Raw genomic sequence first — 13,162 nt, forward strand, 5'->3', positions numbered from 1 at the left:
GTACGAAAGTGCGATCGCCTTGCTTACGGTTTCCCCAGCACTAACTCTAAAGTGGCATTGCGGATAGAGGTAAAATACTGTCCGACTTCTTGGTTTGACAAAGACACTACGGTAAGCCCTCGATTAGGCAAGTACCACAGCGCAGCAGCAGTCCCGATGCCACTCCCGCTGATTCGCCATGCTTTTCCCCAAGGGGTATCGTTAGACCAAATCCCCAGCCCATATCCGAAACCGCTTCCCAAGTCGATAAAGGTAAGCATTTCCTTGAGGGTGCGAGGCTTCAACAATTTACCCCGGAAAAGTTTATCGCCAAAGCGAATCAGGTCTTGCGTGTTAGACACCATTGTGCCAGCAGCCCATGCTACTGACATATTTACAGATGTAAGATCCTCATCAATTCCATCCTGAGGGTAGATATCCCAATATGCATGAACGATTCCCCCCGGAACGCTATCGGTTCTAGCAGTAAAAAAGGTATTTTTCAGCCCTAAGGGTTTAATAATTCGATTTTCTATTTGGCTAGCTAGGCTGGAATTTGTCGCCTTTTCAACGATCATCCCTAGCAAGATAAAACCAGTGTTGGGATAGACCCACTTCCCAATCGTTGGTTGTCGTCCGTAAATGTAGGAAACAAGCTCCTCTGGCTTCCAGTCTCTGTATGGATTCTGAAGGATATCCTGCCAAATCACGCTGTCGTCGGCTAAGTAATCGTAGATGCCGCTGGTGCCGTTCAAGAGTTGGCGAATTGTAATTTTGTTACTGTTCGGAATATTTTTGGCAATTGAAGGAAGCCATTTGTCTAAAGTATCGTCTAATTTGAGCTTTCCTTCATCCACCAGTTGCAGCACAACGGTTGCCGTAAATGTCTTCGTGGCGCTCCCGATGCGGAATTGATCCTGTGGACCCACAGAGGTTCCCGTTGCCAGGTCAGCTACACCACTAGACCCAAACCATTGTCCCTCGTCGCGGCTGGCGATCGCTAAAGTTGCACCAGCTACTCCTCCTTTACCTGGAACTCCCGCTGCCAAGCGGGTTTTGTCCAGTGTTGCTTGGAGTTGGCGAGCGAGTTTGTCAGATACAGTGTTTGTCGGTGAGTTGCTGTGTTTTTGAGCCAAAGTTGCACCAGCTACTCCTCCTTTACCTGGAACTCCCGCTGCCAAGCGGGTTTTGTCCAGTGTTACTTGGAGTTGGCGAGCGAGTTTGTCAGATACAGTGTTTGTCGGTGAGTTGCTGTGTTTTTGAGCCGTTAGCAATGAAATAAGATTCGAGCTGCCTGCCTTCGGTGCTGTCGTGCTTGACACTGCTTTACTAGCAATAGCGGTGCTGCCTGAGATACCAAGAACCACGGTTGCGGCAACAGCGACTGATGCAGCTATTTGAGGAAAATACATATTCGCCATTCCTTGTCAAGTACAATTTTTGCTTGGGTTAGTTTTAGTTTGGCGAAAGAAAGCTATACAATTCCAGAGCGAAACTCGATCGAAAAGCGATCAATTTCTAATGGCTAACGGCTAATAGTCACTCTTGCATTAGCCATTGGCTTGTCTTCAAAAAGCGACACGCTTGATATTAGTTTTCCAGTCGGTCGATTTCTTGATGCCACAAAATCTCTGTGACTCGCGCAATTCCTGCTTTCAAATGACGGCGAAAGGTGCCGATAGATATATCTAATATTTCTGCGGCTCGTTCCTGGGATGGAGCGGGGTGCAGGTAGGCGCGATCCAAAGCGCGATAAAATTTGGCTTCGCGGGGCGATCGCTGTAACGATTCAACCGCTTCTTGCAACAGCGCTTGTAAGGCGGCAATTCGTTCTGCTGCACGAGTATTGGTGCCTGCACGTTCGATAACCAGATGCGATCGCGCTAAAGGATTATGTAATAGTGCCTCCGGTCGCACGAAATCCCGCAAAGCTTGATGCACCGCAGAGGCAAATTCAGATTGGCTTAAAGGGGAATGGGGAAGTGGTAATGAGGAATGGGGGATTGGTATTCCCTTCCCTTGCCTGATCTCCCCCTCTCCTGGTGGAGCGATCGCGATCGCCCAAGCTGGCAGTTCCAACAAATCATTGAATACGGGAAAAACTCGATAATTGTGCGCGGATACACCATAACGCCGTCCACCCACTTCAAAAGATGTTTCTGGCAGCAACGGCATATTGGCTGCCGTACAAAACAATTCCCAGAAATCCGGTTGAGCGATCGCTGTAAAAATAAAAGCTAAGCCGGGAGTCGTGACGCAGTGCCGAAAAATTTTGATAAAGATGAGGCTTTGAATTTGGGAAACAGCTTGATAAGTATCAGCAGCCATCCAAAAGCGGCAGAACGTAGCCTTCTCACCAAGTTGTAATGCTCCCTGCTGCTGGATATAATTCCACACCGCCTGAGTAGCGGGGTCAACTTGTAAATCTTCTAAACTAGCTTCATCCAAAGTCAGCATCATCATAAAGCCTAGAGGAGTTCCCTCCTCCGACTGGCGAAACACCAACACTCCTTGAGGCTGTCGCGCCAACCAATGTGCTAAAAGCTGGGCAGAAGCTTCCCCCTCGTGAGTCGTCACCATCTCCATCAGCACCGAGCGATCGCTCTCGCGCAGCGTGTCGGTCAGGAAGTTGTTGTCTTGCCATATAAAAAATTGTCGTACTTGCGGACTTTTGAAAACATAATCAAATAGGGCGCGTTCTAGTTCCGAACCCTGAGTTTGCAGGATACGTTTGCAGTAATAACCACGGGCACGACCGAACAGTTCGGCATAGCGTTCGGGATTTCGCCAGCGCAAGTCAGCGGAAATTGCTTCCCGTGCTAAGTCGTGGGGAAAGATACCTTGTAATTTCGATTCTATAAACGAAAGTCCTCGCAGCCAGTTGAACAACTCGTAAGCATCGGGAATCGCGAGAGTTTCACACAGCAGTGCTTCGGTAGTTAAACGCACTAAAGCACAAACTTCTAATGCTGCCCGATGCAACGGACTGGGGACTTCTTGCACAAATTGTTCTAATAAAGTTTTCACCACATCTGGTGCGGCTTCTGGTCGAAAATCAATATTGCCGTGCTGGGCAAAAACATCCGCAACTAGGGACATTGCCAGAGGATGACCGCGAGTAAAGTTCAAAACAGAGGAATGCTGTTCGACAGGAATCTGACGTTTGGTCAGATACGCCCGACTTTCTTCTGGATTCAGGTTATCTAAGGATATTAAACGCATCAACGCCTGCCATCCTGGATCGGCACGCCAAGCAGATGACGGGGGTTGACGACCCGCGAGAACGACGAGGGCATTTTCCGGCAACTGGGGTAAGAAAAATTCCCGCAGCCAGTCTTCTAGTGGCGTTAAGGTTTCGTAGGTATCGATCAGAATGACACAGTGACCGGGTTGGGAAGCAAACCACTCCCAAAGCTGGTTTTGATGCTCCAGACCGATAACCATCTGGAGGGCGCTGAAAAAAGAGTCGGGTGAAGGTTCGACATTACGGGTATCCAGGTAGACGACTGGTGTTTTCGCTTGTTCGCAGATGTAGGCAAACTCACGCAGCAAAGTCGTCTTGCCAACACCACCCGAACCATAGATATAGAGGAGATGCCAAGGTAATTGCGCCTCGTCCAGCGCCGACTGAAATAGAGTTTGTTCGCGATCGCGTCCTACAAACCGACTACGACGCAACTCCTCTAGACGATCTGATACCCGCGATGACTTCATTTACTCTTTTGTTTGTTTAACCGCCCCAGAAGCGGCGGGTGGCACCGGATCGTAACCGCCAGGATGGAAGGGATGGCAGCGCAAGATGCGCCGAATCGCCATCCAGCCGCCGCGCCAAGGGCCAAATCTCTCTACCGCCTCTAAAGCATATTTAGAACAAGTCGGCTGAAACCGACACGCTGGGGGAAAAAGGGGAGAAATTAGCACTCGGTATCCCCGAATTAGCCAAATTAGTAATATTTTCATTACTGTGCCCTGGATCTAATAGATTGGTAAGGAGAGCTTTTTTTTATAATTCAATCTTTGCGTAAATCCGTGTTGTGGTTAGAATCAATTCCGGATCTATGGCTCCACATTGGGTTAGTTGGGGCTTGCCTGGGCATTCTTGTGTTACTGGCAGAAGGGCTGCATCGCTACACTTCTACCGAACCGGAAAAGGTGCGGAAGGTGGTTCACATTGGCACGGGCAATGTGATTTTGCTTGCCTGGTGGCTGAACCTTCCCGCTTGGGTGGGGATTACGGCTTCGATTTTCGCGAGTGCAGTGGCTCTTTTGTCATACAAATTTCCGATCCTCCCAGGCATTAACAGCGTTGGGCGCAAGAGCTGGGGGACATTTTGCTATGCCCTCAGTATTGGCATTTTAATCGGTTGGTTCTGGCCTCTAAACCAACCCCAATATGCAGCACTGGGAATTTTGGTGATGACTTGGGGGGATGGCTTAGCTGCTCTCATTGGTCAACGATTTGGTAAGCATCGCTATGAATTTTGGGACATCCGTAAAAGTTGGGAAGGCTCGCTGACGATGTTCCTGGTTAGCTATGGGGTTAGTAGCTTAATTTTCCTAGGAGTCCAGGGCAATATCTGGCAAACGTGGGTAGTGCCGATTTTCGTTGCTTTCTTCGCGACTGTCTTAGAAGCGTTCTCCTGGTTCGGCATCGACAATCTGACGGTTCCTGTAGGCAGTGCCGCGATCGCTTTTTTCTTGACTCAGCTGCTTTTACTTAGCTAACACTTTTGATAACTAGCAAACAGTTAGTTTGGTTGCAATATCCGTAGAATCCCAGATTACAAATTTTCTGCTTCCATTAAGATAGTTGAAGAAGCCTACCTAGGGACATACTCCCGCTTTATTCAATTTATCTCCAAAGATGGATGTCAATGACTTTTTTTAATCCTGCCGAACCGCTTGTCCGTAGCAAACAGGAAGCCCTTGATTTTCAGGATCGTCAGGGGCTTTTACGTATTCACTTGCAAGTTGGAAATAAAACGCTGATTTCGAGCTTTTATTCTCGAATCGATCAGGCGTTTATTGTTTGGGGTTGGATTACCGCCGCAATTTTTATCAATGCTCAGTTTCTACCTGTTAGCTGGTACGTGCAAGCGATGTTTTGGTCAGCACTTACCTTAGTCGGTACGGTGGGGATGGTGGTGTTGACTCACTTTTGGGTGAAAGTAGAACGCCTGCGCTGGCTGCTTTATAGCTGGGTTGCACTGATGTTATTCGGGGTGGTGCTAACTGACTTGGGTATTTTTCTGGGTTGGGGGTTGGTGCTGATGAACCTGTGTCAGTTTTGGCTGGGTTTAAGTACCATTGGCTACTTTTTTACGGGGATGGGAATGCGATCGCGTACTTTCCTGATTAACGGGTTCGTTCATCTATTGGGCATTGGGATCTTGCCTTATGTCGGAGGCTGGCAATTTCTCACCACGGGTCTTGTCATGGCGGGGACTTTACTGCTATTGGCAGGAGTGCAGTGGGATATGCGATCGCCCATTGATTATGACGTATTAACCCCCGAACAAAAGCAGTTTAACCAGGAACAACATCAGCTACGTCAAATGAGTATTTAGAACTTTAAATAAGCTCTAACTTTTGTATTAAATTCCATACAATTTTATAGAACGCTTGTCACTATAGAACTATGCAATATTCGGTGCGTGAATTTTCCTCATCCACCGAATATTGCCCGACCATAGCAGGCGTTTTGCTGTTTGTCCTGCGAATTGCCCCACTTAGGAGAACGGCGTCTAGGCGGCGAGTGGTCATTCATTGCCCATTCTCAGGATATGGGCTAAGCAAGCCAGTTGAGCGCCAGTTGAGCGTTAAGTAGTGGTACAGGGTTTTTGTCGTTTCCCCTGCTTTGCAGCCACCAAAGGGATGTTAAACCATCCAACAGAGCAGTCTGAGGTGACTGACACATTAAAAGACGTTCTGGCAGTGCTTTTTAGCCATCTCAGCCGAATAATTTTTAAACTTATTCCATAAAATTTAGTGGAGAAAGAGCCTCTTCCTCCACCAAATTTCTTATTTTTGACTCCAACAATATAGAAAAAAGCATTTAGGCTGACTACCAATCTTCTTTGCGACGTGCGCTAAACGGTTCCCCTGTAAAGGGCTGCACGCCAGTCGCAGGATACGCATCGTCACTTAGTCCAAAGATGCGAGCGATCGCGCCAGAAAAATATTGGATGATATTGTCAAACGTTCGGGTAAGACTCATATCTTTACTCTCCAGATTCCTTTGGGGATTCGATGAAATGTATATTAGCCTTTGATACTTTTATTATGAATACGGCTGGATAGTTTGAGGTAATTTGCAACACTTGTTTGATTAGGTTTGCAATACTTTGCTTAGACTTAAGTCGGCAGTTAGTTTACTTAAGATTTCTAAATACTTTTAAATTCATTTAGATTTTGCACAATTAACGCAAGAAACTGATGGTTGGTGGTTAAGGGCGAATGGGCAACGCCGCCATGCTCTCTCCTGTGTCTTTTTGGCATCAACTGCCCTTTTCTGTAGCTTTTGAGTCAAAATACTATTAAGAATAATGTATATAACCTAAGAATGACCTGAAGATGGCAATAAAGCTCTCTTCAGAAACCATCTTCTTGAAGAACTCATCAAAATGCCTTGACACTATTATGGTGAATATTACTATAATTAGAGAGCCCACACTTGCTAGGAAGCAAGACTATGAGAACTTCCGTGGACGGACTTGTAAAGCATCCTGCTAACCTGCTTCAGGAGCCGGTTAGGGTAGAAGATCGGGAACTCGCGATCGCTTCTGAAGATTACAGCCTCTTAACCGACCTGTATCAGCTGACAATGGCAGCTTGCTACACCGGCGAAGGTTTAGATCAATCACGGGCAAGCTTTGAGCTATTTGCGCGGCGTTTACCCGCTGGCTTTGGCTATTTGATTGCGATGGGGTTGGAACAGGCGCTGGACTATCTGGAGAAATTCCGCTTCAGCCCCAGCCAGATAGCGGCTTTGCAGGCGACCGGAATTTTCGATCGGGCACCAGAGCGTTTTTGGTCGCTCTTAGCAGAGGCTCGGTTCACCGGCGACGTTTGGGCAGTTCCAGAAGGAACCGCCGTGTTCGCCAACGAGCCGCTGCTGCGGGTGGAAGCCCCCCTTTGGCAAGCTCAGCTGGTGGAAACCTACCTGCTGAATACAATTAATTATCAAACTTTAGTTGCCACACGAGCGGCGCGGATACGGGATGTAGCGGGGTCAGAAGCGACGCTGCTGGAATTTGGCACCCGGCGCGCTTTTAGCCCCCAAGCGTCTCTGTGGGCAGCCAGGGCGGCATTGGCGGCTGGATTGGACGCGACTTCTAATGTACTGGCAGCGATCAAGTTGGGTCAAAAGCCCAGCGGGACGATGGCTCATGCTTTGGTGATGGCGCTGACAGCAACTGCTGGGAGTGAGGGAGAGGCTTTTACCTCCTTCCATCGATATTTTCCAGGTGCGCCGTTGTTGATTGATACCTACGATACAGTTGCCGCTGCCCAAATGCTGGCAGAAAAGCTCGATGCAGGAGAAATGCAATTGTCTGGGGTGCGGCTAGATTCTGGCGATTTGGTAGGGTTATCCAAACAAGTGCGATCGCTCTTACCGGATGTTCCCATCTTTGCGAGTGGCGATTTGGATGAGTGGGAAATTGCCCGATTGCAAGCAGAGGGTGCTTGCATTGATGGTTATGGACTGGGAACTCGATTGGTTACAGGAACCCCAGTTAATGGAGTGTATAAACTGGTTGAAATTGATGGCATTCCTGTAATGAAACAGTCGAATGGCAAGTTAACTTATCCCGGTCGCAAGCAGATTTTTCGCTGCTTTGAGGGCAATTTGATGAAAGGAGATCGATTGGGATTGGTGACGGAAAGTCCGCAGTTTGAGCAGCCTTTGTTGCAGCCGATGTTTAAGCAAGGCGAACGGGTGTTTCTACCAGAATCTTTAACCCAAATTCGAGAACGAACTGCTATTTCGGTAGGGAGTTTACCAGCGGAGACTCGTCAGTTGGATTCGCCTGTGTCGCCGTCGGTGGGGGTTTCGGCTGCATTGTTGGAGTTGATGGAAAAAACTCGTCGCGCTGCTTAAGGGATTTGGGAACGAACCGCAAAGACGCCCTAGCGAAGCCATGCGCGTTAGCGCTATAGAGCGCGAAGAAAGAGGAAAGAAGAGGAAGTAAGAGGAAGTAAGAAAATAATGAGAATTGCTTTGTTTGGTACGAGTGCTGACCCGCCAACTTCTGGGCATCAAGCGATTTTGAAATGGCTGTCGCAACACTATGATTGGGTGGCGGTTTGGGCTTCAAATAATCCGTTTAAATCGCATCAAACGCCGCTAGAACATCGCTCAACAATGCTACGGTTGCTGATTGAGGAAATTCATCCGAGTTGCCACAATATTGGGCTGTATCCGGAATTCAGTAGCCCTAGAACTCTGGAGACGGTGCAGAAGGCTAGGCAATGCTGGGGGATGTCGGCAGATTTTACCGTCGTCATTGGTTCGGATTTAGTAAACCAGATGCCGCGTTGGTATAGAGTTGAAGATTTATTGCAGCAAGTGCATCTACTTGTGGTGCCTAGACCAGGATATGCGATAGATGACTCTGATTTGGAAGCGCTGAGGCAACTAGGGGCGCAGATTGCGATCGCTGACATCAAACCACCGGCGGTTTCTTCCACAGCTTATCGTGAGAATGGCAACAGACAAGCCTTGACGACGACCGTTGAGGATTATATTCACAGAGAACGTTTATACGAATGCGAGGACGCAGCTCGAAAAAGATAGGAGATTCGGTAAAAAAACCGGCATTAGCGGATTTTAAAGTCGGAGTCGATAACGTGATTTTCTCAGTCGATACGGCGCAAAACCGACTATTAGTTTTGTTAGTAATGCGGCAGGACGAACCTTTTTCCGATCGGTGGAGTTTGCCCGGTACTTTAGTGCGGCAAGGGGAATCTTTAGAAGATGCCGCCTATCGGATTTTGGCTGAAAAGATTCGCGTGAAAAATCTGTATTTAGAGCAGTTATACACCTTTGGCGGGCCTGGACGAGATCCGAGGGAATGCGAAGAAAGTTACGGGGTTCGTTATCTGTCGGTCAGTTATTTTGCTTTAGTGCGATTTGAAGAAGCTGAATTAATTGCCGATGGAGTGAGTGGAATTGCCTGGTATCCTTTAGAGCAAGTGCCACAATTAGCCTTTGACCATCATAAAATCTTAGAGTATGGTCATCGGCGTCTGCGAAATAAATTGGAATATAGCCCAGTCGCCTTTGAAGTGTTGCCGGAGTTATTTACTTTGAGTGACTTATATCAGCTTTACACGACCGTTTTAGGTGAAAATTTCTCGGATTATTCTAATTTTCGCGCCCGACTCTTGAAGCTGGGTTTTCTTTACGATACCAAAGTCAAAGTCTCGCGAGGGGCGGGGCGTCCGGCGAGTTTGTATCGATTTGATGCTGAAGCGTTTGCTCCGTTTAAGGATAAACCGTTGGTATTTATTTAAACGCAAAGGTAGCGCTGTCGCGCTGCTTCGCTAACGCAAAGGTTCGCGCAAAAGTTCGCTAAGTTAAAAAAACAATTTAATTTTATCTTCCTTTGCGTTACTCTGCGTTACCCTTTGCGAACCTTTGCGTTAATCATAAAAAATCAGATAAGGAAAGCCAATTATGAAACAAACCAAAGATTGTTCAAATATTGAAGAAATTCGTCAGGAGATTGATGAAATTGACCGCCAAATTATCGCAGCTTTTGGTAAACGATTTGAATATGTAAAAGCGGCAGCAAAGTTTAAAACAAACGAAACCAGTGTAAAAGCTCCGGAAAGGGTTCAGTCGATGTTGCAGCAAAGACGTCTTTGGGCTGAAGAACAAGGTTTAAATCCAGATGTAATTGAAAAGCTATATCAAGATTTGATTAATTATTTTATGAATGAAGAATTAAAACATTGGCAATCTAAATCCTAATTGCTGCGATTGAAAAATTAGTTTAAATAATCAGAACGACGCAGGTGATAACTGAATATGAAAATTGCGATCGCTCAACTCAACCCCACAATTGGCAACCTCACCAGCAATGCCCAACACATTCTGGAGGCGGCAAGACAGGCAACTCAGCAAGGTGCCCGTTTGTTGCTGACGCCGGAACTCTCTTTGTGCGGCTATCCGCCACGAGATTTGCTGCTGAATCCCGGCTTCGTCGAGTCTATGGCAACGGTGTTGCAGCAGCTAGCAGAGGATTTGCCACCCAATTTAGCGGTGTTGGTGGGTACGGTAGACCCAAATCCGGAGGCGCACGCCGCTGGAGGTAAACCGTTATTTAATAGTATTGCCTGCTTAGAACAGGGCAAAATACAGCAAATTTTTCACAAGCGACTGTTGCCCAGCTACGATGTTTTTGACGAATATCGATATTTTGAACCGGGACTTCAGCCAAATTCTTTTACGCTCGATAATCTCCGCATTGGCGTCACAATCTGCGAAGATTTGTGGAACGATGAGGAATTTTGGGGAAAGCGTAGCTATGCAGTGAATCCGATTGCTGACTTAGCTCAATTGGGTGTAGATTTGGTGGTGAATTTGTCAGCTTCTCCCTATAGTGTTGGCAAGCATCACTTGCGAGAAGCAATGTTGCGTCATAGTACTGTCCGTTACCGCCAACCAAGCATTTACATCAATCAGGTTGGAGGAAATGATGACTTAATTTTTGATGGTAGCAGTTTCGCTTTGAATCACGCCGGGGAAGTGGTGTGTCGTGCCCTTCGTTTTGAGACGGATTTGGTACTGCTGGAATTTGATGAGGAAAAGCGGGATTTAATCTCCCCCTCAGCAACCGGGGATAACGGGGGAGTCGCACCGCTTGCAGCTAGTGAAGACGAAGAAATTTGGGCGGCGTTGGTGTTGGGAGTGAGAGACTATACCCGCAAGTGTGGCTTTTCCAAAGTTACGCTTGGCTTGAGTGGTGGAGTAGATTCGGCGTTGGTAGCAGCGATCGCATCCGCCGCATTAGGGGCAGAAAATGTATTCGGCGTCCTTATGCCTTCGCCCTACAGTTCCGATCATTCTGTCGAAGATGCGCTGAAATTAGCCCAAAAGCTGGGGATTGCTACTCAAACCCTAGCGATTGGGCAACTGATGCAGGGTTACGACCAAACTTTAGAACATCTGTTTGCTGGAACGTCGTTCGGGCTTGCGGAAGAGAATATTCAATCGCGGATTCGGGGCAATTTATTGATGGCGATCGCGAACAAGTTTGGCTATCTCCTCCTTTCTACCGGCAACAAGTCAGAAATGGCGGTCGGTTACTGTACGCTTTATGGGGATATGAATGGAGGATTAGCGGTAATTGCTGATGTGCCGAAAACTCGCGTCTACTCTCTGTGTAATTGGCTGAATCGCAACGGTGAAATTATTCCGACGAATATCCTCACCAAACCGCCAAGTGCCGAACTAAAACCCGGTCAAGTCGATCAAGATTCTCTGCCCTCTTATGACATTCTGGATGATATTTTGCAGCGGCTAATTCACGAACATCAATCAACCGCTCAAATTATCGAAGCTGGTCACGATCCAGTCGTTGTCAATAAAGTGATGCAATTAGTCGCGCGTGCCGAATTTAAGCGGCAACAAGCACCGCCTGGACTGAAAATTACCGATCGGGCTTTTGGCACCGGCTGGCGAATGCCGATTGCGAGTCGTTGGAGTGCGATCGCATGACGTGGAGTGGATTTTTAGAAACGGCAATGTTGGCTCGTTTTAGCGGCTGATATAGCCCCACTGACTGCCAATTCTTACGGGTGCCAGCCCCTCTTGAAAGGAACCAGCCGCATCAAATTGTGGCTGAATAACTGTTTTGCCAGTCTTGTCCATATATCCATACTTCCCACCAATTTCTACCGCGATTAGCCCTTCGGAAAAACCACCGTGATCGCGTACTTCATTAAACTGCGGCGGAATCACAATTTTTCCGGTTTTGTCCATATAACCATATTTACCCCCCATTGAGATGAGTGCCACTCCATCCTCGAAACTCCCCGTATAATGAGACTGTGGCGGGAGAACTAGCTTGCCAGTTTGATCGATATAGCCAATCTTTTTGTCAACTGTTACTGCTGCTAGGTCTTCGTTTGGGTAAAAGGGAGAAGCATACTCAAATTGCGCCTGGATGACAAACTTCCCAGTTTTGTCAATATAACCCCAACGCTGAGGAATTTTACTGCCCATTGCTACGGGTGCTAGCCCTTGGGAAAAACCATCATTTATCCCATCGAATTGTGGCTTGATGAATAGACTTCCGTTTGTGTCAATAAAGCCTATCTTTAACTTATTATCAAATACTGCTGCCCGCCCTTCTTTAAAGGGATAAGCTTGTTTATACTGCGGTTTAATAACTATCTTGCCCGTCTTATCAATATAGCCTTCTTGATTGCCAATTCTGACGGATGCCAACCCTTCTGAAAAGTTATGAGCAGCGGCAAACTGCGGTTTAATAACCAGATTGCGGTTCGTGTCGATATAGCCCCACTTGCCGCCAATACTGGTTGGCGCAAGTCCTTCTGAAAATTGTAAAACTTGCTCAAATGGTGGATTGATAATGACCATTTTTCCAGTCTTATCAATATAGCCGAACTGATTGCCGATTTTTGCGGCTGCCATCCCTTGTTCAAATTTTTCAGCAAAATCAAACTGCGGCTTAATGACAATATTGCCAGTCTTATCGATATAACCTTTTTTTCCGTTACTCGTGACGACTGCTAGACCTTCTGAGAAGTTTTCAGCAGCCTCAAATTGCGGCTTAATAACGCGATCGCCTGTTTTGTCATTTTGTGGCGCTAAAGACGGTGAAGAAGCTTGAGAAGATTGCTGGGTGGATTTTAGGGAACTGACACAGGCGGTAAGAGGAACGATGCCCAAGGCGATCGCGATTAATCCCAGTCTAATTAACTGACTAAAATTCTTATCTTCTAACTTTTTAAATAGCATAGGGTTTCTAGTAGGTAAATATTGGCGTTAATCTCAACCAAGTTTATTTGGTATTTATTTGGTACTCAAGAAATTTAAGCTGAGTACGGCTCGCTCGAATATGGCGCTGGATTTAGGGGAGTGTGGAGATGGTTGGATGAATCCCTCACAGAGATTGAAATCATTTCCCGACCGAGAGCCAAGAGTAACCTT

13 protein-coding genes are annotated in these 13,162 nt (G+C 47.0%); 7 read left to right on the forward strand and 6 right to left on the reverse strand.

The annotated features are described in order from the left end of the window. Positions 1-23 precede the first annotated feature (23 nt). The 3 genes from NDI33_RS07340 to yidD all read right to left on the reverse strand — a co-directional run bounded on the left by NDI33_RS07340 (position 24) and on the right by yidD (position 3,939). Positions 24-1,391 (reverse strand): serine hydrolase domain-containing protein, encoded by a 1,368-nt coding sequence (locus NDI33_RS07340; RefSeq protein ID WP_190677226.1) that lies wholly within the window; start codon positions 1,389-1,391, stop codon positions 24-26. Between the two features lie 178 nt (positions 1,392-1,569). Next, positions 1,570-3,693: an AAA family ATPase gene (locus NDI33_RS07345; RefSeq protein ID WP_190677228.1), complete on the reverse strand. Its 2,124-nt coding sequence runs from the start codon at positions 3,691-3,693 to the stop codon at positions 1,570-1,572. Further along, positions 3,694-3,939 carry a membrane protein insertion efficiency factor YidD gene (gene yidD / locus NDI33_RS07350; protein ID WP_190410310.1) on the reverse strand — a complete coding sequence of 82 codons (246 nt, stop codon included), beginning with the start codon at positions 3,937-3,939 and terminating at the stop codon, positions 3,694-3,696. A 57-nt stretch (positions 3,940-3,996) separates the two neighbouring features. Between yidD and NDI33_RS07355 the strand changes: the two genes are divergently transcribed. Beyond that, on the forward strand, positions 3,997-4,704 hold the full coding sequence (locus NDI33_RS07355) for a diacylglycerol/polyprenol kinase family protein (protein WP_190677230.1): 708 nt from the start codon (positions 3,997-3,999) through the stop codon (positions 4,702-4,704). 149 nt (positions 4,705-4,853) lie between these two features. Further along, positions 4,854-5,546 (forward strand): hypothetical protein, encoded by a 693-nt coding sequence (locus tag NDI33_RS07360; protein WP_190677232.1) that lies wholly within the window; start codon positions 4,854-4,856, stop codon positions 5,544-5,546. Between the two features lie 61 nt (positions 5,547-5,607). Here the strand turns inward: NDI33_RS07360 and NDI33_RS07365 are convergent, their stop codons facing one another. Both NDI33_RS07365 and NDI33_RS07370 read right to left on the reverse strand, forming a co-directional pair. Then, entirely contained in the window at positions 5,608-5,742 is a 135-nt protein-coding gene (locus tag NDI33_RS07365; protein ID WP_277878915.1) for a hypothetical protein, read from the reverse strand. 301 nt (positions 5,743-6,043) lie between these two features. After that, positions 6,044-6,196: a hypothetical protein gene (locus tag NDI33_RS07370; protein WP_190410313.1), complete on the reverse strand. Its 153-nt coding sequence runs from the start codon at positions 6,194-6,196 to the stop codon at positions 6,044-6,046. A gap of 474 nt (positions 6,197-6,670) precedes the next feature. On the opposite strand from NDI33_RS07370, the gene NDI33_RS07375 reads away from it, so the two are divergent. From NDI33_RS07375 to NDI33_RS07395, 5 genes are all read left to right on the forward strand, one after another. Beyond that, a complete protein-coding gene (locus NDI33_RS07375) occupies positions 6,671-8,080 on the forward strand; it encodes a nicotinate phosphoribosyltransferase (protein WP_190677234.1) in 1,410 nt (469 codons plus the stop codon). Positions 8,081-8,188: 108 nt separating this feature from the next. Continuing rightward, positions 8,189-8,776: a nicotinate-nucleotide adenylyltransferase gene (locus tag NDI33_RS07380; RefSeq protein ID WP_190437826.1), complete on the forward strand. Its 588-nt coding sequence runs from the start codon at positions 8,189-8,191 to the stop codon at positions 8,774-8,776. Continuing rightward, a complete protein-coding gene (locus NDI33_RS07385; RefSeq protein WP_190677236.1) occupies positions 8,749-9,495 on the forward strand; it encodes an NUDIX domain-containing protein in 747 nt (248 codons plus the stop codon). Before NDI33_RS07380 ends, NDI33_RS07385 begins: the two co-directional genes overlap by 28 nt. 163 nt (positions 9,496-9,658) lie before the next feature. After that, positions 9,659-9,955 (forward strand): isochorismate lyase, encoded by a 297-nt coding sequence (locus tag NDI33_RS07390; RefSeq protein WP_190536051.1) that lies wholly within the window; start codon positions 9,659-9,661, stop codon positions 9,953-9,955. Positions 9,956-10,012: 57 nt separating this feature from the next. Then, positions 10,013-11,704 carry an NAD+ synthase gene (locus tag NDI33_RS07395; protein WP_190677238.1) on the forward strand — a complete coding sequence of 564 codons (1,692 nt, stop codon included), beginning with the start codon at positions 10,013-10,015 and terminating at the stop codon, positions 11,702-11,704. A 39-nt stretch (positions 11,705-11,743) separates the two neighbouring features. Here the strand turns inward: NDI33_RS07395 and NDI33_RS07400 are convergent, their stop codons facing one another. Beyond that, entirely contained in the window at positions 11,744-12,970 is a 1,227-nt protein-coding gene (locus NDI33_RS07400; protein ID WP_190437814.1) for a WG repeat-containing protein, read from the reverse strand. Positions 12,971-13,162 lie beyond the last annotated feature (192 nt).

Origin of the sequence: Trichocoleus sp. DQ-A1, from assembly GCF_039961955.1 — a bacterium.
Lineage (GTDB): Bacteria > Cyanobacteriota > Cyanobacteriia > Cyanobacteriales > FACHB-T130 > FACHB-T130.

What these genes read in the sequence shown, in the direction of transcription:
- NDI33_RS07395 (WP_190677238.1), top strand. Translation starts at nt 10,013, where the DNA reads ATGAAAATTGCGATCGCTCAACTCAACCCCACAATTGGCAACCTCACC.
- NDI33_RS07385 (WP_190677236.1), top strand. Translation starts at nt 8,749, where the DNA reads ATGCGAGGACGCAGCTCGAAAAAGATAGGAGATTCGGTAAAAAAACCG.
- NDI33_RS07380 (WP_190437826.1), top strand. Translation starts at nt 8,189, where the DNA reads ATGAGAATTGCTTTGTTTGGTACGAGTGCTGACCCGCCAACTTCTGGG.
- yidD (WP_190410310.1), bottom strand. Translation starts at nt 3,939, where the DNA reads ATGAAAATATTACTAATTTGGCTAATTCGGGGATACCGAGTGCTAATT.
- NDI33_RS07390 (WP_190536051.1), top strand. Translation starts at nt 9,659, where the DNA reads ATGAAACAAACCAAAGATTGTTCAAATATTGAAGAAATTCGTCAGGAG.
- NDI33_RS07375 (WP_190677234.1), top strand. Translation starts at nt 6,671, where the DNA reads ATGAGAACTTCCGTGGACGGACTTGTAAAGCATCCTGCTAACCTGCTT.
- NDI33_RS07370 (WP_190410313.1), bottom strand. Translation starts at nt 6,196, where the DNA reads ATGAGTCTTACCCGAACGTTTGACAATATCATCCAATATTTTTCTGGC.
- NDI33_RS07365 (WP_277878915.1), bottom strand. Translation starts at nt 5,742, where the DNA reads ATGACCACTCGCCGCCTAGACGCCGTTCTCCTAAGTGGGGCAATTCGC.
- NDI33_RS07345 (WP_190677228.1), bottom strand. Translation starts at nt 3,693, where the DNA reads ATGAAGTCATCGCGGGTATCAGATCGTCTAGAGGAGTTGCGTCGTAGT.
- NDI33_RS07360 (WP_190677232.1), top strand. Translation starts at nt 4,854, where the DNA reads ATGACTTTTTTTAATCCTGCCGAACCGCTTGTCCGTAGCAAACAGGAA.
- NDI33_RS07400 (WP_190437814.1), bottom strand. Translation starts at nt 12,970, where the DNA reads ATGCTATTTAAAAAGTTAGAAGATAAGAATTTTAGTCAGTTAATTAGA.
- NDI33_RS07340 (WP_190677226.1), bottom strand. Translation starts at nt 1,391, where the DNA reads ATGTATTTTCCTCAAATAGCTGCATCAGTCGCTGTTGCCGCAACCGTG.